The organism is Serratia sp. ME47, from assembly GCF_903970925.1.
Lineage (GTDB): Bacteria > Pseudomonadota > Gammaproteobacteria > Enterobacterales > Enterobacteriaceae > Serratia > Serratia ureilytica.
The window spans coordinates 1-16,047 of sequence record NZ_CAJCKE010000014.1; the positions used below are offsets into that span (position 1 = coordinate 1).

18 protein-coding genes and 1 pseudogene are annotated in these 16,047 nt (G+C 62.4%); 13 read left to right on the forward strand and 6 right to left on the reverse strand.

Features of this window, described 5'->3' with window-relative positions; genetic code table 11:
- The coding region (locus H7A77_RS14850) for a cupin domain-containing protein (protein WP_182074360.1) at window positions 1-343 on the forward strand (343 nt) is incomplete at its 5' end.
- Window positions 344-389: 46 nt separating this feature from the next.
- Here H7A77_RS14850 and H7A77_RS14855 read toward each other — a convergent pair.
- The 5 genes and pseudogenes from H7A77_RS14855 to H7A77_RS14875 form a co-directional block, all read right to left on the reverse strand.
- Window positions 390-1,196, reverse strand: coding sequence for an alpha/beta hydrolase (locus H7A77_RS14855; RefSeq protein ID WP_164057711.1), 807 nt, complete (start codon window positions 1,194-1,196; stop codon window positions 390-392).
- A gap of 96 nt (window positions 1,197-1,292) precedes the next feature.
- On the reverse strand, window positions 1,293-2,405 hold the full coding sequence (locus tag H7A77_RS14860; RefSeq protein ID WP_164057712.1) for a class II histone deacetylase: 1,113 nt from the start codon (window positions 2,403-2,405) through the stop codon (window positions 1,293-1,295).
- Entirely contained in the window at window positions 2,402-3,589 is a 1,188-nt protein-coding gene (locus H7A77_RS14865) for an MFS transporter (protein ID WP_182074361.1), read from the reverse strand. Before H7A77_RS14865 ends, H7A77_RS14860 begins: the two co-directional genes overlap by 4 nt.
- A gap of 140 nt (window positions 3,590-3,729) precedes the next feature.
- A pseudogene (locus H7A77_RS14870) lies at window positions 3,730-4,376 on the reverse strand (response regulator transcription factor).
- 253 nt (window positions 4,377-4,629) lie between these two features.
- Window positions 4,630-4,902: a hypothetical protein gene (locus H7A77_RS14875; RefSeq protein ID WP_145957787.1), complete on the reverse strand. Its 273-nt coding sequence runs from the start codon at window positions 4,900-4,902 to the stop codon at window positions 4,630-4,632.
- A 96-nt stretch (window positions 4,903-4,998) separates the two neighbouring features.
- Between H7A77_RS14875 and H7A77_RS14880 the strand changes: the two genes are divergently transcribed.
- The 7 genes from H7A77_RS14880 to H7A77_RS14910 all read left to right on the forward strand — a co-directional run bounded on the left by H7A77_RS14880 (window position 4,999) and on the right by H7A77_RS14910 (window position 11,005).
- The gene (locus H7A77_RS14880) at window positions 4,999-6,492 is read left to right on the forward strand and encodes an APC family permease (protein WP_089192544.1); all 1,494 of its coding nucleotides are present in this window, start codon (window positions 4,999-5,001) and stop codon (window positions 6,490-6,492) included.
- Window positions 6,467-7,057: a DUF3156 family protein gene (locus tag H7A77_RS14885; RefSeq protein WP_089192545.1), complete on the forward strand. Its 591-nt coding sequence runs from the start codon at window positions 6,467-6,469 to the stop codon at window positions 7,055-7,057. Before H7A77_RS14880 ends, H7A77_RS14885 begins: the two co-directional genes overlap by 26 nt.
- Window positions 7,050-7,832: an SDR family NAD(P)-dependent oxidoreductase gene (locus H7A77_RS14890; protein ID WP_033641761.1), complete on the forward strand. Its 783-nt coding sequence runs from the start codon at window positions 7,050-7,052 to the stop codon at window positions 7,830-7,832. The genes H7A77_RS14885 and H7A77_RS14890 overlap by 8 nt, the downstream gene beginning before the upstream one ends.
- A gap of 10 nt (window positions 7,833-7,842) precedes the next feature.
- Window positions 7,843-8,640, forward strand: coding sequence for a molybdenum cofactor biosynthesis F family protein (locus tag H7A77_RS14895; protein ID WP_182074362.1), 798 nt, complete (start codon window positions 7,843-7,845; stop codon window positions 8,638-8,640).
- A 4-nt stretch (window positions 8,641-8,644) separates the two neighbouring features.
- A complete protein-coding gene (locus H7A77_RS14900; RefSeq protein ID WP_182074363.1) occupies window positions 8,645-9,433 on the forward strand; it encodes an SDR family oxidoreductase in 789 nt (262 codons plus the stop codon).
- Between the two features lie 122 nt (window positions 9,434-9,555).
- Entirely contained in the window at window positions 9,556-10,089 is a 534-nt protein-coding gene (abiEi, locus tag H7A77_RS14905) for a type IV toxin-antitoxin system AbiEi family antitoxin (RefSeq protein ID WP_047025168.1), read from the forward strand.
- Complete coding sequence (locus H7A77_RS14910; protein WP_072626682.1) at window positions 10,082-11,005, forward strand: nucleotidyl transferase AbiEii/AbiGii toxin family protein; 924 nt, start codon at window positions 10,082-10,084, stop codon at window positions 11,003-11,005. The genes abiEi and H7A77_RS14910 overlap by 8 nt, the downstream gene beginning before the upstream one ends.
- A 98-nt stretch (window positions 11,006-11,103) precedes the next feature.
- Here H7A77_RS14910 and hpaR read toward each other — a convergent pair whose 3' ends face one another.
- The gene (gene hpaR / locus H7A77_RS14915) at window positions 11,104-11,556 is read right to left on the reverse strand and encodes a homoprotocatechuate degradation operon regulator HpaR (RefSeq protein ID WP_042783637.1); all 453 of its coding nucleotides are present in this window, start codon (window positions 11,554-11,556) and stop codon (window positions 11,104-11,106) included.
- A 328-nt stretch (window positions 11,557-11,884) separates the two neighbouring features.
- On the opposite strand from hpaR, the gene H7A77_RS14920 reads away from it, so the two are divergent.
- The 5 genes from H7A77_RS14920 to H7A77_RS14940 are packed head-to-tail and all read left to right on the forward strand — an operon-like array spanning window position 11,885 to window position 16,033.
- Window positions 11,885-12,517 carry a fumarylacetoacetate hydrolase family protein gene (locus H7A77_RS14920; protein ID WP_033651368.1) on the forward strand — a complete coding sequence of 211 codons (633 nt, stop codon included), beginning with the start codon at window positions 11,885-11,887 and terminating at the stop codon, window positions 12,515-12,517.
- Window positions 12,514-13,278 carry a fumarylacetoacetate hydrolase family protein gene (locus H7A77_RS14925; protein ID WP_164106864.1) on the forward strand — a complete coding sequence of 255 codons (765 nt, stop codon included), beginning with the start codon at window positions 12,514-12,516 and terminating at the stop codon, window positions 13,276-13,278. The genes H7A77_RS14920 and H7A77_RS14925 overlap by 4 nt, the downstream gene beginning before the upstream one ends.
- The gene (gene hpaE, locus H7A77_RS14930) at window positions 13,275-14,729 is read left to right on the forward strand and encodes a 5-carboxymethyl-2-hydroxymuconate semialdehyde dehydrogenase (protein WP_033651367.1); all 1,455 of its coding nucleotides are present in this window, start codon (window positions 13,275-13,277) and stop codon (window positions 14,727-14,729) included. The genes H7A77_RS14925 and hpaE overlap by 4 nt, the downstream gene beginning before the upstream one ends.
- Window positions 14,730-14,779: 50 nt before the next feature.
- On the forward strand, window positions 14,780-15,637 hold the full coding sequence (gene hpaD / locus H7A77_RS14935) for a 3,4-dihydroxyphenylacetate 2,3-dioxygenase (protein WP_015376537.1): 858 nt from the start codon (window positions 14,780-14,782) through the stop codon (window positions 15,635-15,637).
- 9 nt (window positions 15,638-15,646) lie between these two features.
- Window positions 15,647-16,033, forward strand: coding sequence for a 5-carboxymethyl-2-hydroxymuconate Delta-isomerase (locus H7A77_RS14940; protein WP_004933172.1), 387 nt, complete (start codon window positions 15,647-15,649; stop codon window positions 16,031-16,033).
- Window positions 16,034-16,047 lie beyond the last annotated feature (14 nt).

The following is a 16,047-nucleotide window of genomic DNA, read 5'->3' on the forward strand; positions in this document are numbered from 1 at the left end:
ACCGCTGCCTGAACTGCTGGAGATCGGCAGCGTCAGCAACCTGGGCGCCACGGTGATCGCCGGCACGCCAAACGTCGGCGTGGCCAGCATCTTCGGCGAGCCGACCGACAACCTGAACTGCGGCGTGTTCAGCTGCACCCGCGGCAGCTTCGTGATGGAGTATCCGTTCGCCGAGCACGCCACGGTGTGGGAAGGCAGCGCGACCCTGACCAACGAACGTACCGGCGAATCGGTGCAGTATCAGGCCGGCGATTCCTGGTTCGTCGAGAAAGGCACCCCGGTGCGCTGGGACATCACCTCGGATCGCTTCGTCAAGCACTACCTCGCCATCGTCGAAGGCTGACGCCGTCATGCCCCCCTCAGCAGGCTGCATGCCGAGGGGGAGCGCCTTAGCCTAACGCCCGCGCAATAAAATCGGTCACCCGCGTGAGGATCTGATCCTTATTGGTTTCGTTAAAGCTCTCGTGCCGCCCGCCCGCATTGATCATCCGTTCGAAATCGTCGCCCTGCAGACGATCGAGCGCGGTTTGCGTTTCGCTCAGCAGCACCAGCCGATCGTCGTCGCCGTGGATCCACAGCGTGGGCAGCGCGCCGAAGCCCGGCCCGGCGTTGATGGCGGCGAGGATCCGCTGCATGGCGCGCAGGGTGGGGCGCTTGAACGGCCCGTGCCACACCAGCGGATCTTCCTGATAGGCCGCGCCAACCGCCGGATCGCGCGCCAGGGTGGCGGTATCCAGCGGCGCGTCGGGGATCGTCGGCAGTTCGGCCAGATCGGAAATCGCCGTTCTGTCGCCGAGCAGCGGGCCGGACAGCACCAAGGCGCGCACTTCCTCGCCGTAGCGCTGCACGTAGCGGGTGGCGATCATGCCGCCCATCGAGTGGCCGATCACCACCAGCGGCAAGGCGGGGTATTGCTGCCGGAAATGGCTGACCACGCGCTGCACGTCGTCGACCACGGCGTCATAATCTTCGATCAGCACGCGTTCGCCCTGCGACAGGCCGTGGCCGAGGTGGTCGGGGCCGAACACCCGCGCCCCCTGCGCCTGCAGCGTACGCGCCACGTATTGATAGCGGCCGAGGTGCTCGCCGTAGCCGTGCACCAGCAGCGCCAGATAGCGCGGCTTGTCGTTGCCCCAGTCGTGCACGGCGATGTCGCCGTGACGGCCTTTGATAAAGCTGACGGTTTGTTCGGACATGTTATTGTTCTCATGGTGGGTAGGGTTGCCCTTCAGCGTAGCGGCTGGCGGCGAGGTTGTCAGGGGCGCCGGGTGCGGCGCCCGCAGAGAGGGGGATTACAGGCCGAACTGGCGCGCCAACGCGTCGAGCGCTTCGCGCTGGAAGCGGTTGAACGCGTCGCGCGGCTGCTGTTGCTGGATGAACGCCAGCAGCGGATCCTGCACTTCCGTGCGCACGCCGCTCAGCTGTTCCATCACCGCCAGCCCGCAGAACGGCACGTAGGATTCGGCGTAGCCGCCTTCATGCACCATCACCAGTTTGCCGCCGCACAGCCGATCGGCGGCCTCCTGCACCAGCGCGGTCATGGCGCGGAAGCTGTCGCTGTGCAGCTGCATGCGCGCCAGCGGATCGAGCGCGTTGGCGTCGTAACCGCAGGCGACGATGATCATTTCCGGCTCGAATTTTTCCAGCGCCGGGATGATGATGCGCCGCATGGCGTGCAGGTAGCCGTCGTCGCCGGCGCCGGCCAGCATCGGCACGTTGACGTTGCAGCCCGCCCCGGCGCCTTCACCGCGATCCTGTTCGCCGGAATAGCCCGCCGGGAAGCAGCCGTCCTGATGCAGCGACAGCGTCAGCACGTCGCCGCGCCGCCAATAGATGTGCTGGGTGCCGTTGCCGTGGTGCACGTCCCAGTCGAGCACCGCCACTTTTCCGAGGCCGTAACGGGCCTTGGCGCGCTCGATGGCGATCGGGATATTGGCCAGGAAGCAGAAGCCCATCGATTGATCCGGCAGGCAGTGGTGGCCCGGCGGGCGCGACAGCGCATAGGCATTATCCAGCTCTCCCTGCAGCACCGCCTCCACCGCCGCACAGGCCAGCCCGGCGGAGAGTTTGGCGATTTCATAGCTGCCCGGCCCCAGCGGCGCCTCTTCCCCCAGCAGGCCGCCGCCGCTGTCGCTCACCTGTTTGAAGCGCTGCAGATAGTGGGCGGGGTGGATGCGCAGCAGGTCTTCTTCCGTCGCTGGTTCGGCGCTCAGCAGGGTGAGCTGGCGTGACAGGCCGGACACGTCCATCAGGTTCTTCATGCGCCGTTTGGTTTCCGGCGATTCGGCATGGCCGGCGCTCGAGGGCGGTTGCACCCAGCCGCCGACCGGCAGGGTGGTGGCGTGCAGGCCGGTGCTGTGCCAGAAACAGCGTTCATCAAACAAGAAACCGGTTGTTCTTTTCACCTTTCTCCTCCTGTTATACGGCGCGGTGCGCGCGGTGCAGCCAGCGAAATCAACAGCAGCGACAGCAGCGCGCAGCCCAGCGCGCCGAACAGCAAGGCGTTGAAACCGCCGGAAGATTCGATCAGATAGCCGGCCAGCGTCGGGCCGATGGCCATGCCGCCGCCGATCACCAGGTTGATGCCGTTCATCAGCTTGCCGTCGTTATCCAACCCGGCGACCCGCGCCAGAATGAACGGCAGCACGAAGGTCCAGGTGAATTTGAACAGCAGGGCCGCCAGGGCGAAGCGCAGCAGCAAGGGTTGACCCGCCAGCAGCGCCACGCTGGCCAGCAGCAGGGCGTAACCGAGCGCGATCGGGTGCCCGCCGCCGAAGCGCGCGCCGATCAACGCTGCGGCGCCGGCGCCGACGATGCCGAGCAAGGTGGCGACGGCCAGCACCTGGCCGCTGTGGGCCGGCGACAGCCCGGCGCCGGCGGCGATGCCGCCGATAAAGGTCCAAACCGCGCTCAGGCTGATGTAAAAGGTCAGCACCGCCAGCACGGCGCACAGCTTGCGCGCCGGCGAGGCGGCGGCTCCGCTGCGGGCGCTGCGCGCGGCGGTGAAACCGTTGGGAAACGCCGGGATGAGCGGCAGGCAGCACAACATGATGGCGGCCAAAATCAGGTAGACCGCCATCAGGCCGAAGTGCGCGAACAGCGGCGGCAGCGCCAGCAGCCCCACCGCGCCCAGCACCAGCTGGCCGAGCACCCAGAAGGCATAGACCCGGCTGGGATTGGCGGTGCCGGCGGCGCAGGTGATGCACAGGATCATCAGGGTGCCGCCCGCCAACGAGGCGATAAAGCGCAGCGGCAGCAGCAGGGTGAAATCCTGCACCAGCGCCGAAGCCAGGTTGCCGGCGATAAACACCAGCGCCGACAGCGCAGCGACCCGCCGCCAGTTGATGCGCCCGATCCACCACCACGCCGGCAGCGTGGCCAGGCTCATGGCGCCGAGTTCGGTGGAGAACAGGCGGCCGATCTGCGCCGGGCCGAGCTGCCACTGTGCGGCGAGCTGGGCGGCCACGGCGGGTGCGGTCATCAGAATGCCCGGCGCGATGGCGGCGAAGACGATAATGGCGGTCAGCAGCCGCGGCGGGCAGGGGAGCGCCGCGCCGGCGGCGGGCGCGGAAACCGAATCACTGGACATAAACCTTATTCCCCAAGCGTTGAGTGACGATGAAATATCCCGCCCGGCCCGATTGCGGGCAGGGGGGAGCCGCGCCATAAATGGCGAATACGTTTTGGCATTATTTTCCGGCCGCCGGCAGCGGCGGCCGTTATTGGGCGTTAACCGTGGGCGAGAAAGCCGCCGGCGACCAGTTCGGTGCGGTTCACCACGTCGGTTTTGGCGAAAATGTTGCGCATATGGGTTTTCACCGTGGACAGCGAAATGCCCAGCTTCAGGGCGATGCGCTTATTGCTGGCGCCTTCGCGCACCAGGTTGACGATCTCTTGTTCCTTGGCGGTCAGCAGCTGCGCCTCGCTGTCGGGCAGCAGATCGCGCGTCGCCAGCTCAATCAGCGGCAGCACCGCGCGCAGGCGGCCGCGCTCCAATTCGGTAAACGGCGTATCGCGGATCAACGACACCCCGGCGACGATGCGTTTGCGTTGGCGAATGAAAATTTCCGTCATGTCGCGCATGTCGTTCGGCAGCATAAAGTCGTGGTAATAGCGGCGGTTGTCGGCGATCGCCGCCGGGCTCATGCCGACCATGGTGATGTCTTGCCGATGGAAGTTGGCCGGCTGCAGCGGGTCTATTTGCTGGAAGTGGTTCAGGTATTGCTGATGCGTTTTATCGGGCATGCCGTGCAGAATGTAGTGATCCGGCCGCAGGTCGCGATCGACCAGATAAAAACCCCGGCGGACACCGGGATCAGGTGCGTGATGGTCGCCAAACAACTGTTGATAAAGGCATCGGATGCTGTGCTGTGCATGATTCGTATTCCTCCCTTTATCGTTCAATCTGGAGAATGTTGGCGGTCAATATATGAACGATACAAGCATAGTTGTAGCAATTTGGCAACACAATAAAAACATATTAACAACGTGAGGCCGATTGCAATAAAACACAGAAATAACAAGATGACACTGCGTTGATCAGGGCTTTTTTGTTCGGATTTATCGCGATTTTCATTAATAGGTTAATGAAATAATTCGACGTTTTTCCCGCTGAATTTACAGCGCTTTTCAACGCCTGCCCGGGGGAGGCCCTCGCCGCTGCGCGCGTGCTACAGCCGACGTCGCTTCCGCTGCCCCTCGTTCTAAAGAACGATAGCCAGGCTTTTCCGCCGTTTCCTGTATTGCGCATTGAAGATAGCGCCAGTCGGCGCCAAACGTATAAGACGAAAAAATGATGACCTTGCTTGGGCTGAGCCGATCCGCTTCATGCTGAGCGAGCGCGCCGCCGTGAGCGCGGCCGCAGGTTGAAACCGTCTCGTCCTTAAGGACGATAGTCAGCATTTTCCTTTCCTCTCTATAGTGAGATGACCGCCGCTGGCGGTGAAAAACCTGCAAGCACCTGCATGCATCAGGCCAAAACTATAAGAGGAAATAACCATGAACCTGTCGTCGCGGTTGCACGCCCACCTGGCTCGAGGCAAGGTCGGCTTTCCCACCACCCTGGCCAGTTCGGTCGGGGTGATCATGGCCAGCCCGGTGATCCTGACCGTCACCAGCGGCTTCGGCATCGGCGGCGACACCTTCGCGCTGGCGATGCTGATCGCTTTCGTCATGATGCAGGCGCAGCTCACCACCTTCTCCGAAGCGGCGGCGCTGCTGCCGACCTCCGGTTCCGTTTACGACTATATTTCCTGCGGCATGGGGCGCTTTTTCGCCATCACCGGCGCGCTGTCGGCCTACCTGATCGTGCATATCTTCGCCGGCACCGCCGAGACCATTCTCTCCGGCATTATGGCGCTGGTGAACTTCGAACACCTCAACACCCTGATGGAAAGCCACAACGCCTCCTGGATGGTCGGCGTCGGGCTGGTTGTCGTGTTCGGCATGCTCAACGCGTTCGGCATCGAGGCCTTCGGCAAGGCGGAGATCGTGCTGACCTTCGCCATGTGGAGCACGCTGGTGATTTTTGGCATCGTCGGGCTGCTGTCGCCGCATGCGGTGCCGCTCGAGGGCTGGTTCGGCAGCACGTTGAACCTGAACGATCCCTTCGCGGTGTTCAGCCTGATCGGCATGGCGATGTTCATGTTCGTCGGCTGCGAACTGGTGACGCCGATGGCGCCGGAGATCAAACGCTGCGATCGGGTGATCCCGCGGGCGATGGCGCTCGGGCTGTGCGGCGTGGCGGTATGCATGGCGCTGTACGGCGCGGCGCTCAGCCACCAGGTGGAAAACGTGGTGATCGACGCCGCCAGCGGCACGCGTCTGCTGGAAACGCCGATGGCCATCCCGGCGTTCGCCGGCCAGGTGATGGGCCAGTTCGGCAAGTACTGGCTGGGCGTCGGCCTGCTGCTGGCGGGCGCGGCAACCATCAACACGCTGATGGCGGCGGTGCCGCGCATTCTGTACGGCATGGCGCTGGACGGCGCGCTGCCGCGCATGTTCGCCTATCTGCACCCGCGCTTTAAGACGCCGGTGGTCGGCATTCTGGTGGCGGTCTTGATCCCCTGCGTACATGCCTTCGCCATTCAGGGCAACCTCGACAAGATCATTCCGCTGGTGCTGGCGGCGGTGTGCGCCTGGGGCGTGGCCTACCTGCTGGTGACCTGCTCGGTGGTGCTGCTGCGCCTGCGCCGCCCCGATCTGCCGCGCGCCTATAAATCGCCGTGGTTCCCGCTGCCGCAGATCGTCTCCAGCGTCGGCATCGTGCTGGCCATCGTTTACATCACGCCGCCGGGGATGAATCCGCGCGACGTCTACATTCCCTTCGGCTGGATGATCGGCCTGACCGCTGCCTATGCGCTGTTCTGGACGCTGTGCGTGCAGAAAGTGAATCCGTTTAAGCCGGTGCCGGTCGAGCAGGTGCTGGAGAACGCGTTCGCCAAGGGCGAAAACGAGGAGGCGCAGTTTGATCGGCTTACTTCCCTCACTTAATCGCGCCTGGCGGCGAGCGCCGTCGGGCTATCGGCCGGGCGCCGCGCTGGACCGTCTGGCGCGCAACCTGGAACCCTACGCGTGCGAACGCCTGGCGCCGGGCCTGCTGCGGCTGACGCTGCCGCAGGGGCCGCAGATCGAGGTCAGCGAACAGGTGCAGGGGCTTTTTATGGCGCATATCGTCAGCCACCGCTTTCGGTTGCAGGGCACGTGCACAGCGCAGCCTCCGCTGACGCTGGACGTGGTGACCGGCGGCTGGCTGCGGCGGCGCGGAGTGCGCTATCTGCTGCGCCAGCGCCATGCGGCCGCGCAGCGGCTGTTGGACGGCCTGCTGCGCTACCCGCAGATCGGCGAGACGCTGGCGCAGCTGGATTTTCGCCGCGTGCGGCTGACGGTGAACGACGGGCGCTGGCAGGCGGATATCGAGCATTTCGCCGCCTCGGAGGTGGTCAGCCGCGTGCCGGCCGGCCGCCGCTATCTGCGGCTGGATGCCGAACAGCGGCGGTTGCTGTTGAGCAGCCTGCTGATGATCGGCCAACTGATGGAGAAGCTGAATCATGAATAGAGTGGTTGTGATTACCGGCGGCGGCACCGGCGTCGGCGCTGCCTGCGCCCGTTTGCTGGCGGCGCAGGGCGATCGGGTGTTCATCATCGGCCGCCGCCCGGAACCGTTGGCGGCGCTGGCGCAAGAGATCGGCGCGCAGGCGCTGGTGGGCGACGCCGCCAGCGGCGAGAGCTGGGCCCACACGCTGCTGCCGGCGATTCTGCGCGACGCCGGGCGCATCGACTGCCTGATCGGCAGCGCCGGCGGCATGGGCTTCAAGCGCATTACCGAGATGAGCGACGCGCAGTGGCAAGGGGCGATGGACAGCAACCTCAACAGCGCTTTCGCCAGCGCGCGCGCCTGCCTGCCGGAGCTGATTAAAAGCGGCGGCAACCTGCTGTTCGTGGCCTCTATCGCTTCGCTGGCCGCCGGGCCGGAGGTCTGCGGCTACGTCACCGCCAAGCACGCGCTGATCGGCCTGATGCGCTCCATCGCCCGCGACTATGGCCCGCTGGGCGTGCGCGCCAACGCGGTGTGCCCGGGCTGGGTGACCACGCCGATGGCGGACGAAGAGATGCAGCTGTTGATGGACGCCCATCAGATTTCGCTGGAACAGGCTTACCAGATGGTCTGCCGCGACGTGCCGCTGCGCCGGCCGGCCAGCGCCGAGGAGATCGCCCGCGTCTGCCGTTTCCTCTGCTCCAGCGAAGCTTCAATCATTACCGGCGCGGCGCTGGTGGCCGACGGCGGCTCCACCATTGTCGATGTGCCGACCCTGGCTTTCACTTCCCTGTAAGGAGCATTCCATGAGTTCAGAAGCGGTATTCATTCAGGTTGGCGCGCTGGCGGAAGGCTTTGCGCCGCACAGCAATACGCTGGAACGCCAGCACGGCCTGGCGGGCACCACGCTGACGCTGCGTTTCAGCGACGGCGCGACGCAGCGCTGTCGGTTTACCGATGCGCAGACGCTGGAGTGGGGGGAGCGGCGCGGTATCGCCTATCGCGCCACCAGCATTCGCCCCGGCGTGCTGTTCATCGATTTTCTCGATCCCGCCCGCGCCAACGCCAGCATTACGCTGGTGTGCGACCGCAATCAGGGCAACTTCACTGCGGTATACGGCCAACTGCCGGACGAAGCGCAGGCGCGGCTCGACGCCTTTAGCCGGGTGGAGCAGGGGCTGCCGCTGACCGCGGTCGAGGCCGAATTCCGCTTCGGCACGCTGGATGACGCCGACGTGGCGCCGCCGGGCTTTACCGATGAGCTGATCGGCATGCGCAACATGTACACCTACAGCCCGACCGAACGGTACGAGCACATCTACCTGAACGACAACTTCTACGCCTGGCAGTGTCTGGACGGAGTGGAGAAGGGGCTGGCGGACGTCGATCGCTGCCACTACGTGAAGGTGGCGGAGCAGCTTTATCTGTTCGTCTGGCGCGAGAAGATCATTCCGACGCTGGGCGTGGTGGTGATCGATCTGCAGGGCATGCGCACCGACGGCAAGATCCTCGGTTATCAGGGCAGCGATTTCAGCGCGCTGAGCAACTTTGCGGTCGGTGCCCACGCACAGGTGCTGAACACCACGCGCCACCCGCGAGGATAGGCCGATGAGCGCAACCTATGCGGCCGACGCCTTCGCCGGGCAGGCGGTGCTGGTGACCGGCGGCGCGCAGGGCATTGGGCTGGCGATCGTCAGTGCCTTTGCCCGGCTGGGCGCCGAGGTGACGATCGCGGACGTGCAGCTGCCGCAGGCGCAGGCGGCGGCGCAAACGCTGCGGGGCGAAGGGTGGAAAGTGCAGGCGCTGGCCTGCGATCTGGCCGAGCCGGGGCAGATTGCCGAGTTGGTGGCGGCGGTGGGCGAGCGGCACCAACGGCTGGACGTGGTGATCCACAACGCCGCCTATTTTCCGCTGACGCCGTTCGCCGCCATCGACGCGGCCCTGTTGCAACGCACGCTGAGCGTCAATCTGATGGCGCCGTTCTTTCTGGCGCAGGCGGCGCTGCCGTGGATGCGCCGCGCCGGCGGCGGCAGCCTGCTGGTGACCTCGTCGGTGACCGGCCCGCGGGTGGCGTATCCGGGACTGGCGCATTACGCCGCCTCCAAGGCCGGGGTAAACGGCTTTATTCGCGCGGCGGCGCTGGAGTTGGCGGCGGAGAACATTCGCGTCAACGGCGTGGAGCCGGGGATGATCCGCACGCCGGCGATGGCCAACCTGGGCGACGCGCAGGTGAATCAGGTGATCGCCGCCGCGGTGCCGCTCGGGCGGCTGGGGGAACCGGAAGACATCGCCGAGGCGATGGTGTTTCTCGCCTCGCCGGCGGCGGCCTACATCACTGGCCAGACGCTGGTGGTGGACGGCGGCGCGCTGTTGCCGGAAACGAATGCTCAACTCTGATTTATAAGATTTTTTATGTATACAAATAAACCCCTTTTAAGGGGTTTATTTGTTAAGATGTTATTGTTATCGTATCTATACATAATCACCCCCAAATCGGGGAGGTTAGCAGGAGCGATACTGTGGATAAAATGACAGCCATCAATACGCTGGATAAATTCAGCAGGTTGGGAAAGCACATTTTTCTTACTCAAGATCTCGCCACCCTTTTCCCTGCCGAGTCGCCGCGAACATTGCAAAAATCAGTCGATCGTTTAGTGGCTGCCGGTATCCTTACGCGAGTGGCGAAGGGCGTTTATGCGAACGGCCGGGCTTCTCTGGGGGGGTACCCTCTTGAGAGCATCGCGATCAACCTCCGGCGGGGGGAATACAATTATATCAGCTTGGAATCTGCTTTATCTCAGTACGGCGTCATCTCACAGATTCCTATCGATAGACTCACTATCATGTCTACCGGCCGTTCTGGTGAATTCGTCACGCCCTGGGGCGTTATCGAAATCACCCATACCAGCAAGAAACCCATCGATATTCTTCGAGGCAGCCTTGAAGGCCGGGGCCCGCTACGCATCGCGACGAAAGAAACGGCGATAAAAGATCTGTTTCGGGTCGGGAGGAATACGCACCTCATTCAACAGGGAGAGCTGACTGATGTCTGATTCCGTCGATTTTAATCAGCTGGTCGATGACATCGTCAGGTCAGGTAATCTGGCGTCCGTCAGGCCCGTGGTGGAAAAGGAGCTGTTGCATTATGACATTTTGTACGCGCTCGCGAATGCGGGATTCTTAAAGTCTCTGATATTTCAGGGGGGCACGTCGCTGCGCCTGTGCTACGGCTCTAACCGCTTCAGCGAGGACTTGGACTTTGCGGGAGGCCGTCATTTCTGCTCTGCAAACATGAAGGAAATTAAGGCGTGCATTGAGCGCTATGTCGGAAGTCGGTATGGCCTGGCAGTGACGGTTAAAGAGCCTGCGGAACTGAGACGGGAGCCTGACTACGTTGATGTTACCGTGGACAAATGGCAGATGTCGGTGACGACGTTCCCGGAACGAAAAGAATTACCGAAGCAACGTATCAAAATCGAGATAGCCAATATTCCAGCCTATACGAGCGACCCACGGATGCTGATAAGGAATTATTCTCAGTTGCCGGACGGTTATTCTGATTTGATTGTTCAGGTTGAGACATTGAATGAAATTATGGCTGACAAACTCGTTTCCCTGCCTGCGACTACGCGCCGCATCCGCTATCGCGACATCTGGGATCTGGCTTGGTTAAAGCAGCAAAATGCGGATGTTGATGCGGAGCTGGTGGCAAGAAAGCTGGCCGATTATGGCCTGGGTCCCAAGTTTGAAGCGCTGCTACAGGCTCGCATCGGTACCTTAAACGTCATTATCGAAAGCAGGGAACTCCAGGCTGAAATGAGGCGATTCCTGCCCGTTGAGGTTTATGAGCGCACCATCAGTCAGCCGCAGTTTATGCAATATCTTGAGACTACGTTGCGCGAGTTGCTGACTACCGTGCAAAGGCAACTCTACGATAAGCCTGCGGCTGTCCCACCGTTCAAAATGTAACGGCAATTTATCCCTCTAAGCCCGACGAGTTCGGGCTTTTTCTTGGGTAAAGGTTAGCCGCACAGTCAGTTGTCAATGGCGTATTCCGGCCAGTGGCGTCACTTCTTGGCGGGATGCGCGGTGACGTTGGCGGGCAGGCTGTCGCCCAGGGTGATCAGCTCGTCCAGCAATGTCATCAGCTGGTCCATTTTTTGCCGCGAAAAGGCGGCTTCAATCTCGGCGTAGCCTTGCTCCACCTGATGGCGCGCCACTTCATACAGCTCCTGACCCTGCTGGGTCAGCGACACGTACAGCTTGCGCTGATCGTTGACCGGTTTGAGGCGGAAGATCAGCTTATCGCGCTCCATGCGCGACAGAATGCCGGTCAGGCTGGGACGCAGGATGCAGGTTTCCGCCGCCAGTTCGTGGAATTCGATCGAACGGCTGTTGGCCAGCACGCGGATGATGCGCCACTGCTGCTCGGTGAGATTGTGGCTTTTCAGGATCGGGCGGAAGAACCCCATGGCGGTTTCACGCGCCTGCAGCAGGGCGATGGTTAACGATTCATGCATAAGTTTGGCCTTAGCTATCAAGGTGTTCGTTGTTACGGCGCTCGTTATGGGGGCGCCTGCCCCGCAAAGCCCGATTTTGTTAATAACTTAATAGTAGCCAAAGTTACCCGTAGGGATAAAGCAAAAATGCGAGGCGCAGCTAAAAATGGCGTGAAAAATGGTTAATGCATTGAATAATCACGCTAATGTTCGTAATTTGTGAATATTTTGTTATCACGATCACAAATCACTCCAAGCGCGTTGCGTAAAAGCTGCACAGCGTATAAAAGTAATCATTAATATATTAATGAATGCCGGTTGTCATGTTTTTGCCATTGGAGGAGTTCGCATGAAAGGCACCGTATTTTCCGTTGCGCTGAACCACCGCAGCCAACTGGACGCCTGGGATCAGGCGTTTCACCAGCCGCCGTATCAAACCCCGCCCAAAACCCCGGTGTGGTTTATCAAACCGCGCAATACCCACCTCGCCAACGGCGGGGCGATCCCGTTTCCGGCCGGTGAAACCGTGCAGAGCGGCGGCACGCTGGCGGTGATCATCGGCGACACCGCGCGCAAGGTGCCGGCGGCGCAGGTGAGCCGTTATCTGGCCGGTTACGCGCTGGCCAACGACGTCAGCCTGCCGGAGAGCAGCTTCTATCGCCCGGCGATCAAGGCCAAATGCCGCGACGGCTTCTGCCCGCTGGGGGAGATGGGGCAGTTGGAGAACGCCGATCGGCTGGAGATCGTCACCGAGATCAACGGCGTGGAGCAGGATCGCTGGTCCACCGCCGATCTGGTGCGCTCGGTACCGGAGCTGATCGCCGCCATCAGCGATTTCATCACCCTGCAGCCGGGCGATGCGGTGCTGATCGGCACCCCGCACCAGCGGGTGGCGATCAAACCGGGGGATGAGGTGACGGTGCGCGCCGCCGGCCTGCCCACGTTGACCAACCGCGTCACTCAGGCAGGAGCCGCATCATGAAACATGCCCGTATTCGCCATCATGGCCAGATCGTCAACGTTCAGGTAGACGACCAGCTGCGCGTCACGCTGCCGAACGGCGAGGTGCTGCAGGAGCGTGAAGTGGAATGGCTGCCGCCGGCGCAGGGCACGGTGTTCGCCCTGGGGCTGAACTATGCCGACCACGCCAGCGAGCTGGAATTTAAAGCACCGGAAGAGCCGCTGGTGTTCCTCAAGGCGCCGAACACCCTGATCGGTCACCGTCAGGTGTCGGTGCGTCCGGCCGGCGTGGAGTACATGCATTACGAAGCCGAGCTGGTGGCAGTGATCGGCAAGACCGCGCGCAACGTCAGCCGCGAGCGCGCCATGGAGTATGTGGCGGGTTACACCCTGTGCAACGACTACGCCATCCGCGACTACCTGGAGAACTACTACCGGCCGAATCTGCGGGTGAAGAGCCGCGATACCCTGACGCCGATCGGGCCGTATATCGTCGATCGCGACGACGTCGCCGATCCGCATCGGCTGGCGCTCAGCACCTACGTCAACGGTGAGCTGCGCCAGCGCGGCAGCACCGCCGACATGATTTTCGACATTCCGTTCCTGATCGCCTACCTGAGCGAATTCATGACGCTGCAGCCGGGCGACATGATCGCCACCGGCACGCCGAAAGGGCTGGCCGACGTGCAGCCGGGCGACGAAGTGGTGGTGGAGATCGAAGGCATCGGCCGTTTGGTTAACCACATTATCAGTGAAAAAGATTACGAGGAGAGCCTGCGATGAAAACCATCAACCACTGGATCAACGGCAAGAACGTCGCCAGCAAAGAGTATTTCACCACCACCAACCCGGCGAACGGCGAGGTGCTGGCGGAAGTGGCCTCCGGCGGCCAGCTGGAGATAGACCAGGCGGTGGCCGCAGCGAAAGAGGCGTTCCCCAAGTGGGCGAATACGCCGATGAAAGAGCGCGCGCGCCTGATGCGCCGTTTGGGTGAACTGATCGACCAGAACGTGCCGCAGATCGCCGAAATGGAAACCGCCGACACCGGTCTGCCTATCCATCAGACCAAAAACGTGCTGATCCCGCGCGCCTCGCACAACTTCGAATTTTTCGCCGAGGTGTGCCAGCAGATGAACGGCAAGACCTACCCGGTGGACGACAAGATGCTCAACTACACGCTGGTGCAGCCGGTGGGGGTATGCGCGCTGGTGTCGCCGTGGAACGTGCCGTTCATGACCGCCACCTGGAAAACCGCGCCTTGCCTGGCGCTGGGCAACACGGCGGTGCTGAAAATGTCCGAACTGTCGCCGCTGACTGCCGATCGCCTGGGCGAGCTGGCTCTGGAAGCCGGCATTCCGGCCGGGGTGCTGAACGTGGTGCAGGGCTACGGCGCCACCGCCGGCGACGCATTGGTGCGCCATAAAGACGTGCGCGCGGTCTCCTTCACCGGCGGCACCGCCACCGGCCGGCGCATCATCGAAAGCGCCGGGCTGAAGAAATTCTCCATGGAGCTCGGCGGCAAGTCGCCGGTGCTGATCTTTGAAGACGCCGACATCGAGCGGGCGCTCGACGCCGCGCTGTTCACCATCTTCTCGATCAACGGCGAACGCTGCACCGCCGGTTCGCGCATCTTCATTCAGGAGAGCATCTACCCGGAATTCGTCAAACGTTTCGCCGAGCGCGCCAACCGTCTGCGCGTCGGCGATCCGCAAGATCCCAACACCCAGGTGGGCGCGTTGATCAGCCCGCAGCACTGGGAAAAAGTCTCCGGCTATATCCGCCTCGGGGTGGAGGAAGGGGCGACCCTGTTGGCCGGCGGCCCGGATAAACCGGCCGGCTTGAGCCACGGCAACTTCCTGCGCCCGACGGTGCTGGCGGATGTCGACAACCGGATGCGCGTGGCGCAGGAGGAGATTTTCGGGCCGGTGGCCTGCCTGCTGCCGTTCAAATCAGAAGAAGACGGCCTGCGCATGGCCAACGACGTGGAGTACGGCCTGGCGTCGTACATCTGGACGCAGGATGTGAGCAAGGTTCTGCGCCTGGCCCGCGGCATTGAAGCGGGCATGGTTTTCGTCAACACCCAAAACGTACGCGATCTGCGCCAACCGTTCGGCGGCGTGAAAGCCTCCGGCACCGGCCGTGAAGGCGGGGAATACAGCTTCGAAGTGTTCGCCGAGATGAAGAACGTGTGCATTTCCATGGGTGATCACCCGATCCCACGCTGGGGCGTTTAATCAGGCCCCGGCATCGTTCACGGAATCATTTTTGTTTCATGTGAGGACTTATGGGTAAGTTAGCGTTAGCCGCCAAGATTACACATGTGCCATCGATGTATCTGTCGGAAATCCCTGGGAAAAACTTTGGCTGCCGGCAGGCGGCCATCGACGGCCATAAAGAGATCGGCGCGCGTTGCCGCGAGATGGGCGTCGACACCATCGTGGTGTTCGACACCCACTGGCTGGTGAACAGCGCCTATCACATCAACTGCAGCGCGCATTTCTCCGGCGTGTACACCAGCAACGAGCTGCCGCATTTCATCCGCGACATGACTTACGACTACGACGGCAACCCGGCGCTGGGCCAGCTGATCGCCGATGAGGCCTGCAAGCGGGGCGTACGCGCCAAGGCGCACGACATCCCGAGCCTGAAGCTGGAATACGGCACGCTGGTGCCGATGCGTTACATGAACGCCGACAAGCATTTCAAGGTGGTGTCGATCTCGGCGTTTTGCACCGTGCATGACTTCGCCGACAGCCGCCGGCTGGGCGAAGCGCTCAAAAGCGCCATCGAGAAATACGACGGCACCGTGGCGGTGCTGGCCAGCGGCTCGCTGTCGCACCGCTTTATCGACGATCAGCGCGCCGAAGAGGGCATGAACAGCTACACCCGTCAGTTCGACCAGCAAATGGACGAACGGGTGGTCAAGCTCTGGGAAGAGGGGCGCTTTCGCGAGTTCTGCGAAATGCTGCCGGAGTATGCCGATTATTGCTACGGCGAAGGCAACATGCACGACACCGTGATGCTGCTGGGCCTGCTCGGCTGGGACAAGTACGACGGCAAGGTGGAGTTCATCACCCCGCTGTTCGCCAGTTCCGGCACCGGGCAGGTCAACGCCGTGTTCCCTTTGCCCGCTGAAGCCTGAGGTGTGTGAATGCCCCATTTTTACGCTGAATGTACCGACAACATCCGCCGCGAGGCGGATTTGCCCACCCTGTTCGCCAAGGTCAACGAGGCGCTGGCGGCGACCGGCATCTTCCCGCTGGCCGGCGTGCGCAGCCGGGCCATCTGGCTCGATACCTGGCAGATGGCCGACGGCAAGCAGGATTACGCCTTCGTGCACATGACGTTGAAAATCGGCCACGGCCGCAGTCTGGAAAGCCGTCAGCAGGTGGGCGAGATGCTGTTTGCGCTGATCAAGGAACACTTCGCCGCGCTGATGGCGCAGCGTTACCTGGCGCTCTCTTTCACCATGGAAGAGCTGGATCCGGTGCTGAATTACAAACAGAACAATGTCCACGCGCTGTTCAATAAAGCGTGAATAAGGGGTCGTAA

What these genes read in the sequence shown, in the direction of transcription:
- hpaD (WP_015376537.1), top strand. Translation starts at nt 14,780, where the DNA reads ATGGGTAAGTTAGCGTTAGCCGCCAAGATTACACATGTGCCATCGATG.
- H7A77_RS14855 (WP_164057711.1), bottom strand. Translation starts at nt 1,196, where the DNA reads ATGTCCGAACAAACCGTCAGCTTTATCAAAGGCCGTCACGGCGACATC.
- hpaE (WP_033651367.1), top strand. Translation starts at nt 13,275, where the DNA reads ATGAAAACCATCAACCACTGGATCAACGGCAAGAACGTCGCCAGCAAA.
- H7A77_RS14895 (WP_182074362.1), top strand. Translation starts at nt 7,843, where the DNA reads ATGAGTTCAGAAGCGGTATTCATTCAGGTTGGCGCGCTGGCGGAAGGC.
- H7A77_RS14875 (WP_145957787.1), bottom strand. Translation starts at nt 4,902, where the DNA reads ATGCTGACTATCGTCCTTAAGGACGAGACGGTTTCAACCTGCGGCCGC.
- H7A77_RS14910 (WP_072626682.1), top strand. Translation starts at nt 10,082, where the DNA reads ATGTCTGATTCCGTCGATTTTAATCAGCTGGTCGATGACATCGTCAGG.
- H7A77_RS14890 (WP_033641761.1), top strand. Translation starts at nt 7,050, where the DNA reads ATGAATAGAGTGGTTGTGATTACCGGCGGCGGCACCGGCGTCGGCGCT.
- H7A77_RS14900 (WP_182074363.1), top strand. Translation starts at nt 8,645, where the DNA reads ATGAGCGCAACCTATGCGGCCGACGCCTTCGCCGGGCAGGCGGTGCTG.
- hpaR (WP_042783637.1), bottom strand. Translation starts at nt 11,556, where the DNA reads ATGCATGAATCGTTAACCATCGCCCTGCTGCAGGCGCGTGAAACCGCC.
- H7A77_RS14940 (WP_004933172.1), top strand. Translation starts at nt 15,647, where the DNA reads ATGCCCCATTTTTACGCTGAATGTACCGACAACATCCGCCGCGAGGCG.
- H7A77_RS14920 (WP_033651368.1), top strand. Translation starts at nt 11,885, where the DNA reads ATGAAAGGCACCGTATTTTCCGTTGCGCTGAACCACCGCAGCCAACTG.
- H7A77_RS14925 (WP_164106864.1), top strand. Translation starts at nt 12,514, where the DNA reads ATGAAACATGCCCGTATTCGCCATCATGGCCAGATCGTCAACGTTCAG.
- H7A77_RS14880 (WP_089192544.1), top strand. Translation starts at nt 4,999, where the DNA reads ATGAACCTGTCGTCGCGGTTGCACGCCCACCTGGCTCGAGGCAAGGTC.
- H7A77_RS14865 (WP_182074361.1), bottom strand. Translation starts at nt 3,589, where the DNA reads ATGTCCAGTGATTCGGTTTCCGCGCCCGCCGCCGGCGCGGCGCTCCCC.